Here is a 19,945-nt window from a genome sequence, read left to right on the forward strand (position 1 = left end):
AGAGTCAGCATTTGAAAATTATACACTTCATAATTCTGGTTTTTTTGGAAATTTTAATGCGTTTGCCCTACTTTCGTTGTAGATATTATATGCCATCGCAATTCTTGCACACTTTTTCTACTTACACTAGAAAAGTTTAGAAATTTAAGCTTAACTTGCTAAACTTTTTAGGAATTTCTCTTATCTAGCAGAGTCATACCAGAATTATTGTGAATTTACTTTCTTATTCATTATTCTGATAGTTTTCATAATAGCCAATGCTCTTTGTAGAAACTTTAAAAGAGTTGTGAACAATTAATTTTGAATAAAATAAACTCTCAAAAATATTTACTGCTCTCTTTAAAAGTACAAAATTCTAATAGTATGTGATTTTTTCACTATACTGAACTTAAACTTGTCTTGTATAATACAGCTTAACTTGTTTACTTGAAGATTATTAAGTCTATTCAAATATCTCAAACATTAATTTGTGTATAAAAATCTAATGACTCCTCTATGTTTGAAAAAAAGTTTCATAAGTGACGTTAATATGTCAAATTTTATACTATTGAGAATTTAAATTTTCTATTTTATTATTTAGATAAGGAAAATAAGTCTAAATTTAAAACGCTTCTTCAAAAATCGGTTTGGGTAGCGCAAATCTTGTTAATGTTATCCATCAAGTCTTTTTCAACCCGTTGAAGTCACGTTAATTTTCTTAAGATTTGGACTTAGGCAAAAGAGGTAAATATGGCTAATGGTGATTTTGTTAACAGTATTACCGGATTCAGTAAACCAAAAAGTTTTTCCCAAAGGCTATTGCCTCCCTTCTACTTCGCGAACGCCAAGAAATAGTTACGTAGGATAAAGTGCTTTAGGACACTAAACCGATTAGCAGGTCTTAAACCCGGATGGGTGTCGCATTTGGGACAAAAAAATGAGTCAGGCATAATAACCCCACCGATTAACAACCACGACCCTATCGGTGCGTTAATTATGCAGATTTAAGCTCTCAATTTTTACAATAATTAGGAGTCAGAAATGTCTTCTAAATTTGCCGCTCAGTAGAACAAAGATAAGAGCGTCCAAGCCAGTGCGCCCCGTTGGGCTACTGCTAACGAGTCAACTGCTGTTTGTGTCAACCCGGTAGATTCAGGCTTTGTCACCCTGTTCCGGGTGTACAAAAAGGGAGTTGATGCGTCAGCCCAATACATCAAGGAATTGACCGCTCCCACTCCCACGGCTCGGGCAGAACTGGATGCCAATAACAAATTGCAGCAAGATGTGGCGGATTTGCTCTGGCAGTGGCACCGAGATGGGCAGTTGCATGAAAGAAGCTACGCGCTCTACATCAGCTACACCAGTGGTTTCCGTCTTATGGACTACCCAGATTAGACCGTCGAGCCAGGTTTCATCTATGCGCTTAAGGCCTTTCCTATGAAGTTTTAGCTTTTTAGGGCTACCACTTTATGCTTTAATTTTGGTCACTTTTTCCTTTAAGTCACAAACTGCCATAACTACCCTTGAAATGGAGTTGATACCGCATGACTTCAAGTAAATTACTATCAGAACCGCCAGAACATCTGTCAACTCAGCCAGCCTTAGAATTTGACTATGGAAAGCTAGGCAGTGAAATCCGAATGGTTGTTCAACAACGCACCAACGAAATTAAGAATTTGATGCGTAATACAACCAAGGACATTATCGAAATCGGGCAGAAGTTGACTGATGTGAAAGCTCAATTGGGACATGGGAATTTTAGAAATTGGTTAAAGACAGAGTTTGACTGGAGTGTTAAAACTGCCAGCAGATTTATGCAGGTAACTGAAAATTTCAAATGTGTCAATTTGACACATTTGGACATCGCCGCCTCAGCCCTTTACCTCCTAGCCTCTCCCTCTACCCCTGAAGAAGCTAGGGCAGAAGTACTTAAATACGCGAATCTGGGCGAGAACATCACCTATACCAAGGCTAAGGCAATTGTTGCCAAGTATAAAAAAGCCTCCAAGCCCAAAACTAAGAAGTTTGCCACCTTTCATCTGGAAACTGTAGAGAGCGATTTAACCAAATCTATAGAGCAAGAGGGGAATGGAACTTCAAGTGTTCCCGACGTGCTTTTTGATTTGACTGGAAAAGAAGTAAAAACAGAAACACGCTTGCTATCAATCCAAGATTTGATGCCTTCTTCAGAGTTTCAAGATCGGCATCTTGTACCTACCGTAGAGAGAAATAGAGAGCAGCTTGAGGACACTACACCGACACCAGCTAGCATAGTAAATCAAATTGCAATCGCTCAAAAAATTCCTGATACAATCACTACTGAGATAGAGGTGAAAATTAAACAACTAACACCAGAGCAACTAGCTTCTGTTATTATAAATTCCGCTAATACTGGATTGAGCAAATTCCATCTGGAGGCCATAATCACAGCTGCTCAACAAGTACTTAATCAGCTGAATTAGTGGAATACGGTTATGTTGCAAAAGAAGTTTTTACAACACAGCTTGAGGTGTTAGAGACACAACTTTTCTTGATTATGGCAACATTGTGGCTAAACGAGAAGGTTATGGTCCAATTGGTAACGGGGTAATGCTTTAATATTACATAGTGGACGTTGCTGAATTTGGTAATAAATTATGGTTGTAGCACGTTTTTCAATTTCCTGCAAATCCTTGTAGAGACGCAATTAATCGCGTCTCTACACCAACGTGAATTTTGAAATTTATATCTTGATTCAGCAACGCCACATAGTGCCTTAGCTCTAGATCCAAAACTTGGTCAACCGCTCGGTCTGTTGTGGCAAAAACTCACCGAATCGAGAGCCGAAACAGAAGTCTTCAGGCGATGAAACACCAACTGAAAAGAAAAGATGTAGAGCTAGAGGTATGACAGCATAAGGCACGGGGAGCGATCGCTTGCAACCTATTACAAATGAAAGAATGGTAACTAAAAACCCCCGTGTAGTGGGCTACGTTAGACCTGAAAACTACGTCGAGCTACAAAAATTTGTAGAGCAGCAGGGGCTGACCGAATTATTCTGGTGGGGTAATAATTACGAATTACGAATTACGAACTACGAGCACTCTAGATAGCGACTTGACTGAATCGAAAGCGATTGATGTCATCTTCAGCCAATACATATGGTTAGTGCTTGGGCTCAAACAATCAAAAAGATGATGAAAAGACATTGCTTTAAAGTCTTGATTATTATTTAAATTTACTCTTGACAAGAACCGATACCATTATGGTTCAACTCCTATATAAATACTCCCGAAGCGCATTTGTTTACTTACGACAGTGTATGACATACACTGCCCTTCTCTCCCTTGTTAGTTTGAGCACTGCCTGTAGTACGATTAAAGCCCAAGATAGTGAATCTGTGGCAACTCCTTCTCCAACTGATACCAGTTTTGTCAGTCAGGTAGTGGCTTTGGGAAAGTTAATCCCACAAGGTGATGTTATCAAAATTTCGGTAGCAAATGCTCAAGACAGCCGTGTCAACCAAATTTTGGTGAATGAAGGCGATTTTGTGAAAGCAAATCAGGTGATAGCTATTCTCCAAGGAAGGGACAGAACTGAACAACAACTTAGGGATGCTCAAGCAAATGTTGCCGTTAAGCGGGCGCAATTGCTAAAAATCAAACAAGGAGATTACAAAGAGGGAGAGATTGTCGCTCAACGTGCTGTGATTGATGAGTTAGAGGCTCGTATCTATTCAGAAACCAAGCAGAGAAAAGCAGCGCTCGCTGAAGCTAAAGCGACTCTCATTAATGCCCAATTGCGATATCACCGCGATCTGACTCTCAACACTGAAGGTGCCATTAGTCAGTCTGCATTAGATGATGCACTCTTAGCTTTGAATAAGGCTCAAGCTATTATGCAGCAAAGTCAGGCAGAGTTAGAAAACACCAAGACCACTTTACAAGCACAATTGGCAAAAGAACAGGCTAATTTGAAAAGATTGCAGGAAGTTCGTCCAGTTGATGTGGAAATTGCAAAAGCTGAGTTAGAGCAAGCGCAGATCCAAGTAGAACAACGGAAGGCGGAGTTGGATGATACACTGGTGCGAGTACCGATATCAGGACAGATACTGAGAATAAATACTCGTGTTGGAGAACTCGTTAGTACGCAACAAGGAATTGCGGAATTAGGAAGGACAAACCAAATGCACGCAATCGCTGAAGTCTATGAAACTGATATTGCCCAAGTACGCATAGGACAACAAACGACAATGACGAGCGAGTACGGAGGATTTCAAGGTGAACTTAGGGGTCAAGTTACGAAAATTGGTTTGCAGATTGGTAAAACCCATTTGAATCAAAACCAGAATAACCCAACTAATGATGTGAATGCTCGTGTAGTGGAAGTTGAAATCAGGCTTAACCCTCAAGATAGTCCTAAAGTTGCTGCTTTAACAGGTATGCAGGTAAGAGTAAAAATTAGTACATCAAATTAAGCACGGAGATTAATTCTCTTTCATGATAAAATTTCCTAATTTTAAATTCTTTAAAAATTGCCACATAGAGACTCCCTTAGCATGGGCGCAGTTATCTCATCAAAAGGTTCGTCTTGCCGTTGCAACCACAGGTGTTTGCTTTGCCAACATTCTCATGTTTACTCAAATGGGATTATTGGCAATGCTGACAGATGGGACAATCCGACTGCATGAAAGCTTGGGAGGGGATTTAATATTAGTCTCCTCTTTTAGCCCTAGTTTATTGTTTAGAATCAATTTTCCTCGTGCTTACCTTTATCAAGCAGCGGCGGTGGATGGCATTGCTTCTGCTGTTCCAATTTATATCAATAGAGGAAATTGGGTGAATCCCAGCCAGTTGTCTTCCAAGCAAGGTATTGGCGACCTCAAACCCAGGCAGAAAGGTTTTTTTGGCAATGAAGTCAGAATTATTGCCTTCAACCCGGCTCAACCTTCTGCACTGAATATACCAGAAGTCAATCAACAATTGGCAAAATTGTCCATTACAGATGCGGTTTTGTTTGATCGTTTATCCCAATCGTCCCTTGGAGACATTCCAGAACTGTTGGAGGAGCGTAAACAGATACCAACTGTTATGGACAATCACCGCATTTATGTCATGGGACTCTTTAGTATGGGCAGCACCATCAACGATAAGGGTAATGTTATTATGAGTGATTGGAATTATGCTCAGCTCTATGGGCAAAATAGTCTTCAACAAATTAGAATTGGCGCACTTGCCCTCGAAAAAGGCGCAGACAAGAGAACAGTTCAAGCAAGACTCCGTGCTCGTCTCCCGAATGATGTTACGGTGTTAACTCATGAGGAGTTGATTAAAAGAGAACAGCAATTTTATTCCTCCCAGCCAGAAGGAATTATTCTGAAATTTGGGACTATCGTGGGTTTTGTTGTTGGGGTTATTATTCTCTATCAAGTTCTTTACGCGGATATCAGCGACCACTTATCAGAATACGCCACTCTCAAAGCAATGGGTTATTCAGAGCGCGCCCTACTTATGGTCGTACTTCAGGAAGCCGCGATTCTTGGTATTATGGGATTTATTCCGGGTTTTACCGCTTCGGTGGGTATTTATCAATTACTAGTTACACTGACTAGAATCCCATTGGTCATGAAGGCGAGTATTGCCCTTCAGGTGTTTATCTTGACTCTAGTTATGTGTACTGTATCGGGTGCGATCGCTACAAGTAAACTTCGCTCTGCCGATCCAGCTGATGTATTTTGAAGTATGGAACCTACTGTAACTGTACGCAAGCTTAACCATGCCTTTAGCCAAGGGTCACTCAGTAAACCCGTATTGAGTGATGTGAATTTGGACATTTACCCAGGAGAAATTGTTATCCTCACGGGTCCCTCTGGTAGCGGTAAGACCACATTGCTATCACTGATCGGTGGATTGCGTTCCGTACAGGAGGGAAGTTTAAAAGTCCTTGGAAAAGAACTACTTGGTATCGGTAAAAGACAGCTGACCAAAGTCAGAAATCAAATTGGCTTTATTTTCCAACACCACAATCTGCTAAAGTGTCTTACTGCCTACGGTAATGTCCGTATGTCCCTAAAACTGCACTCAGAAATTCCTAAAAGGGAATACCGACAACGGGCTGTCACAACCCTAGCCGCAGTAGGACTCGCCGATAAAGCAGATTCTTATCCAGCCAATTTATCCGGAGGACAACAGCAACGGGTAGCAATAGCCCGCGCTTTGGTTGCTCAACCTAAATTATTACTTGCAGATGAACCCACGGCATCATTAGACAGCAAAACGGGTCGGGATGTCGTCAACATTATTCAACGTCTTGCTAGGGAGGAAAGATGTTCAGTTTTACTAGTGACTCACGACAACCGCATTCTAGATATTGCCGATCGCATTGTTCAAATGGAAGATGGTCAAATAAAAAAATGATTACAATTCAATAATTTGAGATATCCACTCCCAATACTGCAAGGGCTGAGAGAAATTGTAGGTTGGGTTGAGCGATAGCGTTACCCAACAAATGCCGATAAATGTTGGGTTTCGTTCCTCAAACGCCAGTCCCCTACGGAGGGAAACCCTCCTTCAGGGCTGGCTCCCCAACCTACGTAATTGCGTGTTTTTATGCAAAACTTACGCAGTATTGTATCCACTCCTCTCCTACTAGTACTTCGCCACACTAAGTTTACCAGGTAAAACAACATTCAAACTCATCTTCTTTTCCTCTAACTTCGCGCTCTTCGCGTCTTCGCGGTTTTAAAATCACCCCTCAAAGTTGGTGTGTTGAACTACTAGTTTGTAGTAGCTATCAGTTAGTCTTTGTCTGGAATTAGGTTCTTGCACATCGCTAATAATCGGCATTTGAGGAGGTTGATCGTTCTCTTGTACACCCCCATTTTTTGTCGCTCTTCAACAGGACTTGTGATTATACTAAAAAAATATATTTATTTTTCTATTTTCATACAATAATTTTTATCAAGTTACTCTCTTATTGATTATTTTGATAATACAACAGCTATCAGCAAGTTATTAATTTTTTTTAGAGTATTTACTAAATAAGTGTTTCAGATTATTTTGAATCGTTGTAGAACATTAAAAATTATTTATTACCTCAACTAAAAATATAGAATCTTGAAAGTCAACCAATTCATTAGTCAAAAATTTTTTATACATTGCATTCAGAAAAACTTCTTATATCTTATTTCCTGATTTTGATGCTTATAGAAACAGGTATAAACAAGAAATTATTTACTTCGCATTTTCTTATACCCAAATTCTACTGGAAATTACCAATTATTTTAATAAGTAATTTTAATGGGTAAAATTTAATACGTCTTACTTGAAAAACATTTTAGGTTATTATTTGAGACAGTAATACTCAATAAACCTGTGTTGAAAGTCGGCTTTCCAGACAGGGTTACGACTATTTTTTTACAAAATGTGAGCTTGGTAATTAGCGATCGCAAGCTTAATTTGCCTCTATTCCTTCAATCCGTATCTCGTACACTTTGTCAATGCGTAAGCAATACTGCTCGGATAAGGAAATTGTAGGTTGGGTTTCGTTTCTCAACCCAACAAATGCTGATAAATGTTGGGTTTCGTTCCTCAACCCAACCTACGTGTTTTCGGATTTTTCGGCTTAACCGACAAGTATTGAATGCGTAAGTCCTATTTTTTCCAGTCTTCCTAGTCTTTTGTAAACAAATAACAATCTGCTTCTGTGACCTCTACACAACAAGAACCCAAATATGACTACAAACTACCTCAACATCAATAAATACTGTGGCTACACTCTAATAAAGCAAGGCAAAACTGAACTATTTTCACGAAATGAGTTAATAGATGTAATGTCCCCCTCGCTAGCAGAGTTAGAGATGTCAACTGAGAGAGAAATCCCGATTCCTCCAGAGGTTTTAGATTGCTACTCTAAGTACAGACCAACGCCTATCTTTCGGGTGAAGAAGTTTGAAGAACTAATTGGGACTGATTGTGAGATATATGTTAAAGATGAAGGGACAACGCCGTCGAACAACCATAAAGCAAACAGTGCTTACCTTATTGCTTACCTCTGCAAAAAGGATAAAGTAAAAACGTTAACGACAGAAACTACTGGAAACTGGGGGGTTGCCCTAGCAAAGGCTGCAAGGTATTTCGAACTAGAGACAATCTGCTTTATTGATGCTGAAAGCAATAGATTCAGACCTGATAGAAAAGCATTGATGGAAAAGGCAGGAGCAAAAGTTATAGTAGTTGAGCAAGACGATAATCATAATGATTTGTTGTCTCTGTCGGCTGACGCAGCAATTCAATATACCCGTACACTGAAAGATGCGACTTATATCTTTGGTAGCGTCTATGGTTATTTTGTGATCCCCCAAACAATTATCGGTTTAGAGATAAAGGAGCAGTTACAAGAGCAAGGAAAATATCCGGATATAGTTGTTGGTAGTTGTGGTGGTGGAGCAAATTTTTTAGGAACAGCAGCAGTATTTATTATGGATCACTTGGAATCAGCCAAACAGGTAGAATTCTTTTCTGCAGAGGCTACGAGTTGCCCCATATTAACACAAGGTAAGAGTGGGCTTTACTCTATTGATAGTCAGGGTTACTATCCTATGATAAAGACATACGGGATAGAGGGGCTGTTGAATGATGGTCAGTATATTGGCGGATTGGGGTCTACTATTATTGCTCCTGCTGTAGCCCATTATCACTCAAAGGGAATTATAAAGGCAAAAACTTTTACCCCAGAAGAAGCCCAAAAAGCATCTAATTTATTTCGAGAAACTGAGGGAAAAAAGGTTGCACTAGAAACGGGATATCAATTGGCTGCGGTTATTGAAAAGGCAAAAAGTAATAGTAAAAAGATTATTGTAGTCAATATTTCTAGTGGCAGAGACTCAACCTACTCCATCGACTAAAAATTTGGTTGAGCCAAAAAAAAGAGGTTTGGTATTGGGGATATCAGGTTGGACTGCCCAGTCGGCAGTATTGTTGTCCTCAATATCAATAAAATAAAACTTAAGCCGAGACTTATACGCTTTATGAATAAAAATGACTTAAGTATAAAGAAGATTTATCAAGGTTGGGGTGGCAATCAACAATCGGATATTCCGTTCATAGTTTGGTTGTTAGAAAACCCTCAAAGCCCTGTAGCTTTACCTGGTGCAATTTCTCTTCAATGCCATGATTTCATCCACATAATTCTAGGTAGAGGAAGAGAATTGCAAGATGAAGCCTTTGTTATTGGATTTACGATGCGAAACGATCCTAAAACTAACCGTTACCATGTCGCCATATTTAAGTTGTTTTCCAGATTTTTTTACCCTAAAAAATATAAATTTAAAAGAGAACATTTTAAAGATTTTGAGGCTGGTTTCCTAGTCGGTAAAAGAGCTAAATTAAAAAGTATAAATAAGCTTGCTCCAGATAGTTATCAGGATATGTCAGTACGTGAAGTTAAAGAACAGTTTGGCATTGATGATGAAAAAAATACTTAATAGGTCAATCAAATGAGTAATTTTCTCGAGTCCTCGTCCCTCATAACGCGAATTCAGGATATCTACACAGCTCTGCCACCAAGGGTGTGCCTGATTGCTGTAAGCAAGCAAGTTCCTGTAACACTTATCCGCCAAGCTTATGCTCTTGGGATTCGGAATTTTGGGGAAAGTCGTATACAAGAAGCTCAAGCCAAGCAGGCTCAATTGCTGGATTTGCCGGACATTATCTGGCATTTTATCGGCAGGTTGCAAAGCAATAAAGTTAAAGCTGCTTTGCAACAGTTTTCCTGGATTCATTCAGTGGATAGTTTAAAGCTAGCTCAACAATTAGATCAAATTGCACGTCAGTTAGGCAAAAAGCCTAATATTTGTCTTCAGGTTAAATTTTTGGAAGACCCTAATAAATCTGGTTGGTCTGTCTCGAATTTATTAACTTCTTTGCAAGAACTGAATGATTTCCAGCATTTACAAATTAGAGGATTAATGACTATTCCTCCTGCTGGGTTAACTCCTCAAAAGACTTTGGAAGTTTTTCAAAAAAATCAATATCTGGCTAAACAGATTCAAGAGCAAAACTGGTCACGCATCCAAATGCAAGAGCTTTCAATGGGTATGTCCGAAGACTACTCCTTAGCCCTAGAAGCAGAGGCTACTATGATTCGTCTTGGTCGAATTTTATTTGGTAATCGCGAAGCATTTCCCAAAGAGAATTAGTTGCATTGCAAAAACTTATGCTGCTCCCTTACACCTTAGAAAGTGCAACGAGAAAAGGGTTTGTTTTAACTAAGAGGTTATTCGGCAATCGCCCTTAATGATACTTCTATAAGAGTGACAAACAAGGGTTAATCAACCTTGTTCCGAGGCTGTGGTAGCAGCTGGGTCAAAGTCTGGCAGTTCTTCCTCCACTAGCCTGAGAGGGGGATATTGGAAAGCAACAATTGTTGCCAGGATGGTGAGTGCTCCCATGACAATGAACATCAAGCCAATGCCGCGACCCGTTCCAATACCGATGATTTTTCCAAGGCTTGCAGCTAAGGGACCATCGGCAGTTAGTAGAGGCTGGAAGACCTGGTCGGCTAGTGGTCCGGCGATAACATAGGCCAGGGGTAGAGATGATTCAGCAATCATTCCTGTCAAGGCAAAAACTCTTCCTTGTACACTGGGAATAACTTTCTTTTGAAAGATGGTTTGTATAGAACCGTTGATTATCGGCATACCAAAGAAAAAGAGGAAGGCGGCGAGAGTGAAAAGTGAGGCATCTGGGCGCAGTCCGGCAACTAGAATGCAAAGTCCGCTGAGCAGCATGAAGATGAACACGCTGTTGATAAGGCGTTTTGGGCCTCCCCATATGGTCATTAGCAAGCTGCCGAATACCATGCCGCTACCGCCGATAGACAGTACAGTACCTAGTACGGCGGTCGAGGTGAAGGACAACAGTAACGGCGTCGCTAGTACTATAACAATACCCAAAAGGAAATTAGTGGTGGTCAAGAATATCGTTAGCCCTAAAAGTCCAGGACGAGACGTGATGTAGGTCCATCCATAGACGACTTCGCGTAGCAGCGAATCTTTGGCTTCAGTGCCACAAGGCGTTTTCTTGACTTTAGGGAAGCGGACTATCAGTAGCGTTAACAGGGCAAAGAGGAAAGTAGCAAAATCTAACAGGATAACACCCTGAATCTGCATGGTTACGACCAATATACCCGCTAGCGCTGGAGATATCACCTTGGCGACAGATTTTCCTAGGTAGATCAGACCGTTTGCACGGCAGAGATGCTGCTTAGGTACAAGTAACGTGATGCTAGCGGCATAGGCAGGTAACTGGAAGGCGCTGCAGATGGAACTTACGGCTGTAGCTAAGTAAACGTGCCAGACTTCCAGTTGATTGGCGAAGAGCATCAGTGCGATCGCTCCGGTTGAAAGACCTGCTCCTAAGTCGCTCAAAAGCATGGCTAAGCGTCGATGCCAGCGATCGATGAAGCTACCTGCTATTGAGGAAATGATAATGAAAGGTAGAGATGCAAACAAAGGAATGAGGGCAAACTGCGTAACTGACCCAGTATGCTGGTACACCCATATACCTAGCGCAAAGCTGGTTAGACCAGAACCAATAAGCGAAACCAGTTGTCCAAACCAGATGAGAGTGAAGACTGCCATATTACGGGCATTGGTTTGTTGTACCATGTTTTTCTCCTCATTAGAGTTGCTTACTACTTACATAGACTGTGGAGCATCCAGAACACCACTATGCATAAAGTATGAGAAGAAAGTACGGAGTAACTTATCATCTATTTTAGGGCAGCTAATTGAAGTACCTGTAAGTCCATCAAGCGTGTTCTGGCAGTCGAAATGTAAACTAGTTCTTTGATTTGTTACCTGCTCAGAGGAGTTTTTTTGAGAATAGAGAGCCACAAGAGGATACAAAGCGTTGTTAGAAGAATTCTTCGTGCTATGAATTAGTTTTGCTTGCCAATCATCATAAAACTCTTGCTGAAGTGGGTACCCCAAAGAGTGCATGCAGTGTACAATTTCGCTCCAGGCGAGAGAATGGGGATTAATAAGATGAAAAGTCTTGCCCAGTGCTTCTTTCTGCCTAGAAAGATTGATAATGGCTTGGCTCACATAGTCTACAGGTGATATTTCTACCATCTCGTCCATGTTTGGAACACTTCCAAGTTGCAAGCAGCCTTTGATAATTCTGTACAAAGTGTCATTTGTATTCCAAACACCCGTTTGACTGTGCCATCCTACCCTTCCTGGTCTGTAAATACAGCAAGGAATCCCGCGCTCACGAGCAATCATTACTAACTTTTCAGCTACCCATTTACTTTGAGCATAGCCTCCAGAAAGACCTTTGCTATGCTCAAGAGCGTCATCTTCTCGAACTACCCCTACTTTGAAATACTCATCTGAGAAAAAAACGCTATTAGTAGAAATAAAATGGACAGGTTTGATTTTGGCAACACTGGCTAATCTTAAAATTTCCTGGGTTCCAAAAACATTAGCTGCTTTCAACAAAGTATATGGATAAGCATGGTTAACCAGTGCCCCATTATGGTAAATGACGTCAATTCTGCTAGCAAGTTCTTGAAATTGCTCGAGTGAAAGAGCGAAAAGAGGTTGAGAAAGCGCTCCTATAACTGGAATAATTCGAGAGTCTAAAGATGCTTCCCAGAGAAAGTAAGATTCAAGGTTTTTTTGTATCCGCTTTTTGCCTTCTTCTGTACTAGAAGCACGAACTAAGCAATACACGTCTGCCTGTGTTTGATGAAGTATCTCGGCAAGTAAAAAAGCCCCCAGAAAGCCTGTTGCTCCAGTTAAGAAGACAGCTGATGGTTCAGTTATCGGCTCGTAAACTTGGTTTCCAAGACAAATTGTTGGATCTAAAACAGCTTGCGCCTGTAAATCCACAATAGTCATATTATCCTTGGTAGCAGAAGCCCCTGTCTGACGAGTAACTTCTATAGCTTCCGCGAGTTCAGCTATAGTTGGGGTCTCGAATAATTGGCGCAAGGCTAACTCTATCTGGAAAATCTCGTTCAGCCGGGACATTACCTGAATTGCTGTTAGGGAATGACCGCCAATATTAAAGAAGTTATCGTGTACCCCTACTTGCTGTACTCTGAGTACTTCAGTCCAGATTCCAGCTAATATTTCCTCCACAAGGGTGCGAGGAGACACAAAAGTTTCTTCGAGATCGGGTCGAGTTTGGTCAGGTGTAGGAAGTGCTCGACGATCCACCTTGCCATTTGGTGTCAATGGTAGGGACTCTAGGATGACGATTGCATTTGGTACCATATAGTCTGGTAGCTTTGCTTTCAAAAATTGCCGTAGTTCATTGATTGTGGCTGTGGAGTGCTGATGCGGCATTATGTAAGCAACTAGGCGTTTATCACCTGGGGTATCTTCACGGACGATGGCACAAGATGCTTGTACATGAGGATATTGATCCAATACTGTTTCAATTTCGCTCAACTCAATGCGGAAGCCCCGCACCTTAACCTGATTATCGATACGTCCCAGATATTCGATGTTACCATCCGGTAAATAGCGTGCTAAGTCACCTGTTTTATATAGGCGGGAATCAGGATCGGCGCTAAAGGGGTTAGGGATGAATTTCTCTTGTGTTAATTCGGGTCGGTTGAGGTAACCGCGTGCTAAGGAAGCACCACCAATGTGCAATTCTCCTGCAACACCCAGAGGCACAGGTTGTAATTGTGTATCTAAAATGTAAATTTGAGTGTTAGCTATGGGACGACCAATGGATGCGATCGCACTTCTAGTTTGTAGTTGCTGTGGCTCATTTCTCAGTTGATAGATACTCGACCAAATTGTGGTTTCTGTCGGTCCGTAGAGATTCCATACTTCGCTATCAGTTTGGAGTAATTGATGGGCTAATTGAGCGTTTAACGCTTCTCCCCCACACAAAAGTTTCATTCCTAACTTTTGAGTAGATAAGCCTGAAGCTAACAGCATTTGCCAAGTTGCTGGAGTCGCTTGCATTACCGTTGTACCTGACTGCTGTAACTCTAGTAACAGCCTAGTGCCATCACTGGCGACTTCGCGTGCAACTACTACTACCTTTGCTCCTACCACCAGTGGCAAATACAACTCTAAAGCAGCAATGTCAAAGGATATGGTAGTAACTGCAAAGAACGTGTCAGCGTCAGTTACTCCAGGACAAACACTCATAGAAGCTAAAAAGTTAACTACACCTTTGTGACTAACTTCAACTCCTTTTGGCTGACCTGTGGAACCGGAGGTATAGATTACATACGCCAAGTTTTCTGGTTGGCTTCCACTGAGTGAATTTTCTAGACTGTGTTGGGTAATGAGTTGGCGATCGCTATCTAAACAGACAACTTGTGCAGTAAACTCCGGCAAAAATTCTAACAATGATTGCTGAGTTAACAACACTGGTAGCGCTGCATCTTCAAGTACAAAGCGCAAACGGTCAGTAGGATAGTCTGGATCGAGTGGTACATAAGCTCCACCCGCCTTGAGAATCCCTAACAATCCCACAACCATTTCTAAAGAACGCTTTACACAAATACCAACTAAGGTATCTGGTTTTACACCTAATGAGCGCAAGTAATGTGCCAACTGATTAGCGCGACAATTCAATTGATGATAAGTGAGTTGTTCATTTTCATACACCACCGCCACTGCATCGGGGGTACGCTCTACCTGCTCCTCAAACAACTGATGAATACATTTATCAAGAGGATAATCAACTCCTGTGTCGTTCCAGCCAACTAATAACTGCTGTTGCTCGGGTTGTGTTAGCAGTGGTAATTGCAAAATTTGCTCTTTGGGGTTAGCAACAATTCCTTCCAACAAGGTGACAAAATGCCCTGTCATGCGCTCTATTGTGCTGGCATCAAATAAATCAGTGTTGTATTCCCATGCACCCACTAGTCCAGTAGGAGAGTTGTGCATTGATAAAGTTAAATCAAACTTAGCAATTGTGTTTTGTGCGCTCAATGAACTGATAGTTAAGCCAGCGATCTCTACTTCAGACATGGGTGTATTCTGGAGGACAAACATCACTTGGAACAGTGGTGAATAACTCAGATTGCGTTCTGGTTGCAATACCTCAACTAGCATTTCAAAAGGCAAGTTCTGATGGGCATAGGCTCCTAGAGCTACTTCCCGAACTTGAGAGAGTAATTCGCTAAAACTGGGGTTGCCTGCCAAATTTGTACGCAGAACTAAAGTATTGAGGAAAAAGCCAATTAACCCTTCTATCTCAGAGCGATCGCGGTTAGCGATCGGAGAGCCTACCAAAATGTCTGTTTGTCCTGTATAGCGGTAGAGTAAAGTATTATAAGCTGCTAACAGCGTCATAAACAAGGTAACTCCTTGCTCTTGGCTCAGTTTTGCCAGCTTACGAGTTAACTCCCCGGTAATTGCAAAGTCTTGATGTGCGCCAGCGAAAGTCTGTATAGCAGGTCTGGGTCGATCTGTGGGTAGGGACAATAAAGCTGGTGCATCTTTTAGTTGTTGTTGCCAATAGGATAGTTGAGTTTGCAGTACCGAGCCTTTTAACCAGTTTCTTTGCCATAATGCGAAATCTGCGTACTGAATCGGCAGTGGCGCTAGGGGTGACGGCTGACCATGCGAATAAGCGTTGTATAGAGTTGCTAGTTCAGAGATAAACACACCCATTGACCAGCCATCAGAGACAATATGGTGCATACACACTAGCAAAATGTGTTCTGTCTCATTCAGGACTACTAATGTTGCCCGGATTAATGCTCCCTTTGCCAGGTCAAACGGTTGAATAGCTTGTTGTTTTGCTAATTGCTGTGTAGCAATTTCTTGTTCGCCTCTTGGCAAATGTTGCCACTCAAAAATTGAGACTGTCCAAGTAATCTCTTTTTGAATGATTTGCGAAGGTTTTCCATTAATGGTGACGAAATTGGTGCGTAAAGCTTCGTGGCGATGAATAATTTCAATTAAGCTTTGTTCTAAGGCAGCCCGATTGAGATTTCCCACCAGACGGAAAGCTCCTGGAATGTTGTAAATAGCACTGTTGGGCTTGAACTGGTCTAAAAACCACAAACGCTGTTGAGCAAATGACAGTGATAAGTGTGCATTCCTTGGGGTTGGTAGAAGCGGTGGGGCAGCCAGTTCTAACTGCTGTTGCTGCCACTGCTGAATCTCTTGCGCCAATTGTGCAACTGTCGCTGCGGCAAACAAGCTACGCAATGGGAGTTCTACTTTCAAACTGGTGCGTATACGTGAGATGAGTTGGGTTGCCAGCAGCGAGTGTCCCCCTAGTTCAAAGAAGTTATCATGTATGCCCACTTGCTCTACTTTTAAGACATCAGCCCAAATGAGCGCTAGCATTTCTTCGATTGGGTTACGTGGGGCAAAAAATTTGTCTAACAGTTCGCGATCTAACTCAGGGGAAGGTAGGGCACGGTGGTCTACCTTACCGTTGGGTGTCAGGGGCAAAGCTTCTAGGATGACGATTGCATTTGGCACCATGTACTCTGGCAGCTTTGTTTTCAGGAATTGGCGCAACTCGCTAATTGTGGGTGCATAATGGTTTTGTGGTACAATATAGGCGACTAAGCGTTGATCCCCTGGGGTGTCTACTCTAACTATAACGACAACTGAGTGAACTGATGGGTGTTGACTTAGTACTGCTTCTATCTCGCCCAATTCGATACGGAAGCCGCGAATCTTTACCTGGTTGTCGATGCGACCAAGGAACTCGATATTGCCATCGGGGAGGTAGCGTGCCTTATCGCCTGTTTTGTAGAGGCGGGAATGCCTGTCAGTGCTAAAGGGGTTGGGGATGAATTTTTCTTGTGTCAACTGTGGGCGGTTGAGGTAGCCTCGCGCTAAACCTGCACCACCAATGTGCAACTCTCCTGGTACACCAATTGGGAGCAGTTGTTGCTGTCGATCCAGTACATAAACCTGCAAATCGGGAATTGGACAACCAATGGCACTTCCTGCTCCCTGACGAACATCTACGGTTGTAATTGGGCAGTAGGTGACATGGACGGTAGTTTCTGTAATACCGTACATATTTACTAACCTTGGAGATTCCACCCCGTGACGAGCTAACCAAGCTTTTAAGCTTTGAATTTCTAAAGCTTCTCCGCCAAAAATTACCCAACGCACAGCCAAGTCTGTTGGAGCAGTCATTGTTTCCTCTGCTCGGCTCAATTGTTGGAAGGCAGACGGAGTTTGGTTGAGAACTGTCACTTGTTCTTTGCACAGTAGGTCATAAAAGGCTGTTGCGGAACGGCTAACCCAGTAGGGCACAACTACCAACCGCCCACCGTAAATCAAAGCCCCCCATATTTCCCACACAGAAAAGTCAAAGGCAAAGGAGTGAAACAGGGTCCAAACATCCTTTTGGTTAAAATCAAACCACTCTTGAGTGGCGGCAAACAGGCGTACCACATTAGAGTGATTAATTAGTACACCTTTGGGCTGACCTGTGGAACCAGAAGTGTAAATGATATACGCTAGGTCTTGGGCAGTAGCAAGACAGATGGGATTCTCGGCAGTCTGTTGCGCGATAACTTCCCAGTCGGAATCAATGCACAAAACTGGAATGTCTTTTTTGGGAAGGTTTTGTAATAGTTGCTGTTGGGTCAGTAGCAGGCTAATTTGAGCATCTTCCAAAATGAAAGCCAGACGTTCCTGAGGTAGTAGGGGGTCGATGGGCACATAAGCCCCACCCGCCTTGAGAATTCCCAACAGTCCCACCACCATTTCTAGTGAGCGTTCCACGCACAGACCGACCAGCACCTCAGGACCAACGCCCACTGAGCGCAAGTGGTGCGCCAATTGGTTAGCGCGACAATTCAACTCATGGTAGGTCAATTGTTGATTTTCATACACCAGTGCCACCGCATTTGGGCTACGTTGTACTTGTGACTCAAATAACTGATAGATACACTTATCCTGGGGATACTCTACACTAGTCGAGTTGCACTCCAAGAGTAACTGTTGTTGCTCCACTTCTGTCAGCAGGGGCAATTGGGAAATTCGCTGCTGTGGATTGGCAACAATACCTTCAAGCAATGTCTGGAAATGACCCGTCATCCGCTCAATGGTGCTGCTGTCAAATAAGCCAGTGTTATACTCCCACACACCCACTAGTCCATCTGCGGTGTTCTCCATTGATAAGGTAAGATCGAACTTTGCCGTTGTGCTTTGTGTTGGCAATGAACTGACAGTTAACCTATTGAGCTCTACTTGGGTCATCGGCGCATTCTGCAGGACAAGCATCACCTGAAACAGCGGTGTATGGCTCAGATCTCGTTGTGGCTGCAATGCTTCCACCAGCATTTCAAACGGCAAATCTTGATGAGCATAGGCATCGATTGTCATGTGCCTGACGCGAGCAAGTAATTCGTCAAAACTGGGGTTGCCCGACAAATCAGTACGCAGAACTAACGTGTTGACGAAAAAGCCAATTAAGCCCTCAAGTTCACTGCGATTGCGGTTAGCTATCGGTGACCCTACTAGAATGTCTTCTGTACCAGAATAGCGGTAAAGTAATGTATCAAACGCTGCCAACAGCGTCATGAACAAGGTGACTCCTTGTTGCTGACTCAGTTGTGTGAGCGCACGAGTTAGCTCAACAGAGAATGTAAACTCTTGATGGGCTCCACTGAAGGTTTGCACTGCCGGTCTCGGTCGGTCAGTGGGGAGCGATAAGAAAGCTGGTGCATTTGCCAGTTGTTGTTGCCAGTAAGCCAGTTGGCTTTGCAGGACATCTCCTTGCAACCACTGCCGTTGCCACAGTGCAAAGTCCGCATACTGAATGGGCAACGGTGCTAAGGGTGTTTGGGTAGCGTCTCGCAGAGAGGGCTGACCTTGACAAAAAGCATTGTACAACGCTGCTAGCTCCTGAACAAACACACCAATTGACCATCCATCACTGACAATATGATGCATACACACTAGCAAAATGTGTTCTGTCTCGGACAGCACTACTAATGTCGCCCTGAATAACGGTTCATTTGCCAAGTCAAAGGGTCGTTGTGATTGTACGATTGCCAATTGCTGTGTTGCGATTTCTTGCTCGCTTTTTGGTAAATGCTGCCAATCGAGAATCGACAGTGACCAAGTAGTTTCTGTGTGAATGATTTGAACTGGTTGCCCATCAACAGTGATAAAGTTGGTACGTAAAACTTCGTGGCGAGCAATAATTTCCCCCAAGCTTTGTTCTAAGGCTGTCACTTGAAGTTGACCTTGAAGACGGAAAGCTCCTGGAATGTTGTAGATAGCACTGTTGGGCTTGAACTGGTCTAAAAACCACAAACGCTGTTGAGCAAATGACAGTGATAAGTGTGCATTCCTTGGGGTTGGTAGAAGCGGTGGGGCAGCCAGTTCTAACTGCTGTTGCTGCCACTGCTGAATCTCTTGCGCCAATTGTGCAACTGTCGCTGCGGCAAACAAGCTACGCAATGGGAGTTCTACTTTCAAACTGGTGCGTATACGTGAGATGAGTTGGGTTGCCAGCAGCGAGTGTCCCCCTAGTTCAAAGAAGTTATCATGTATGCCCACTTGCTCTACTTTTAAGACATCAGCCCAAATGAGCGCTAGCATTTCTTCGATTGGGTTACGTGGGGCAAAAAATTTGTCTAACAGTTCGCGATCTAACTCAGGGGAAGGTAGGGCACGGTGGTCTACCTTACCGTTGGGTGTCAGGGGCAAAGCTTCTAGGATGACGATTGCATTTGGCACCATGTACTCTGGCAGCTTTGTTTTCAGGAATTGGCGCAACTCGCTAATTGTGGGTGCATAATGGTTTTGTGGTACAATATAGGCGACTAAGCGTTGATCCCCTGGGGTGTCTACTCTAACTATAACGACAACTGAGTGAACTGATGGGTGTTGACTTAGTACTGCTTCTATCTCGCCCAATTCGATACGGAAGCCGCGAATCTTTACCTGGTTGTCGATGCGACCAAGGAATTCGATATTGCCATCGGGGAGGTAGCGTGCCTTATCGCCTGTTTTGTACAG

General features: G+C 42.6%; 11 protein-coding genes. 9 read left to right on the forward strand and 2 right to left on the reverse strand.

Annotated features, from left to right (window positions below; translation table 11 throughout):
* Positions 1-1,200: 1,200 nt before the first annotated feature.
* The 9 genes from F7734_RS53325 to F7734_RS53365 all read left to right on the forward strand — a co-directional run bounded on the left by F7734_RS53325 (position 1,201) and on the right by F7734_RS53365 (position 10,156).
* Entirely contained in the window at positions 1,201-1,374 is a 174-nt protein-coding gene (locus F7734_RS53325; RefSeq protein ID WP_155752344.1) for a hypothetical protein, read from the forward strand.
* Between the two features lie 149 nt (positions 1,375-1,523).
* A complete protein-coding gene (locus tag F7734_RS53330) occupies positions 1,524-2,441 on the forward strand; it encodes a DUF3102 domain-containing protein (RefSeq protein ID WP_155752345.1) in 918 nt (305 codons plus the stop codon).
* A gap of 477 nt (positions 2,442-2,918) precedes the next feature.
* A complete protein-coding gene (locus tag F7734_RS62640; protein WP_155752346.1) occupies positions 2,919-3,071 on the forward strand; it encodes a hypothetical protein in 153 nt (50 codons plus the stop codon).
* Between the two features lie 209 nt (positions 3,072-3,280).
* Positions 3,281-4,435 (forward strand): HlyD family efflux transporter periplasmic adaptor subunit, encoded by a 1,155-nt coding sequence (locus F7734_RS53340; protein WP_243147559.1) that lies wholly within the window; start codon positions 3,281-3,283, stop codon positions 4,433-4,435.
* 22 nt (positions 4,436-4,457) lie between these two features.
* Positions 4,458-5,696: an ABC transporter permease DevC gene (gene devC / locus F7734_RS53345; RefSeq protein ID WP_155752348.1), complete on the forward strand. Its 1,239-nt coding sequence runs from the start codon at positions 4,458-4,460 to the stop codon at positions 5,694-5,696.
* A gap of 3 nt (positions 5,697-5,699) precedes the next feature.
* The gene (locus tag F7734_RS53350) at positions 5,700-6,374 is read left to right on the forward strand and encodes an ATP-binding cassette domain-containing protein (RefSeq protein ID WP_155752349.1); all 675 of its coding nucleotides are present in this window, start codon (positions 5,700-5,702) and stop codon (positions 6,372-6,374) included.
* Between the two features lie 1,442 nt (positions 6,375-7,816).
* Entirely contained in the window at positions 7,817-8,863 is a 1,047-nt protein-coding gene (locus tag F7734_RS53355; RefSeq protein ID WP_243147560.1) for a pyridoxal-phosphate dependent enzyme, read from the forward strand.
* Between the two features lie 123 nt (positions 8,864-8,986).
* Complete coding sequence (locus F7734_RS53360; RefSeq protein WP_155752351.1) at positions 8,987-9,442, forward strand: hypothetical protein; 456 nt, start codon at positions 8,987-8,989, stop codon at positions 9,440-9,442.
* Positions 9,443-9,454: 12 nt separating this feature from the next.
* Positions 9,455-10,156 (forward strand): YggS family pyridoxal phosphate-dependent enzyme, encoded by a 702-nt coding sequence (locus F7734_RS53365; RefSeq protein ID WP_155752352.1) that lies wholly within the window; start codon positions 9,455-9,457, stop codon positions 10,154-10,156.
* 132 nt (positions 10,157-10,288) lie between these two features.
* Here F7734_RS53365 and F7734_RS53370 read toward each other — a convergent pair whose 3' ends face one another.
* Together F7734_RS53370 and F7734_RS53375 are read right to left on the reverse strand one after the other, a co-directional pair.
* Positions 10,289-11,626, reverse strand: a complete 1,338-nt coding sequence (locus tag F7734_RS53370; RefSeq protein WP_155752353.1) for an MFS transporter — start codon at positions 11,624-11,626, stop codon at positions 10,289-10,291.
* Positions 11,627-11,656: 30 nt separating this feature from the next.
* A partial coding sequence (locus F7734_RS53375; protein WP_155752354.1) for a non-ribosomal peptide synthetase occupies positions 11,657-19,945 on the reverse strand: 8,289 nt, incomplete at its 5' end.

The organism is Scytonema sp. UIC 10036 (genome assembly GCF_009725235.1).

Bases quoted from the DNA above. Each gene is read 5' to 3' on its own strand.
- F7734_RS53330 (WP_155752345.1), top strand. From the start codon at position 1,524: ATGACTTCAAGTAAATTACTATCAGAACCGCCAGAACATCTGTCAACT.
- F7734_RS62640 (WP_155752346.1), top strand. From the start codon at position 2,919: ATGGTAACTAAAAACCCCCGTGTAGTGGGCTACGTTAGACCTGAAAAC.
- F7734_RS53340 (WP_243147559.1), top strand. From the start codon at position 3,281: ATGACATACACTGCCCTTCTCTCCCTTGTTAGTTTGAGCACTGCCTGT.
- devC (WP_155752348.1), top strand. From the start codon at position 4,458: ATGATAAAATTTCCTAATTTTAAATTCTTTAAAAATTGCCACATAGAG.
- F7734_RS53350 (WP_155752349.1), top strand. From the start codon at position 5,700: ATGGAACCTACTGTAACTGTACGCAAGCTTAACCATGCCTTTAGCCAA.
- F7734_RS53355 (WP_243147560.1), top strand. From the start codon at position 7,817: ATGTCAACTGAGAGAGAAATCCCGATTCCTCCAGAGGTTTTAGATTGC.
- F7734_RS53360 (WP_155752351.1), top strand. From the start codon at position 8,987: ATGAATAAAAATGACTTAAGTATAAAGAAGATTTATCAAGGTTGGGGT.
- F7734_RS53365 (WP_155752352.1), top strand. From the start codon at position 9,455: ATGAGTAATTTTCTCGAGTCCTCGTCCCTCATAACGCGAATTCAGGAT.
- F7734_RS53370 (WP_155752353.1), bottom strand. From the start codon at position 11,626: ATGGTACAACAAACCAATGCCCGTAATATGGCAGTCTTCACTCTCATC.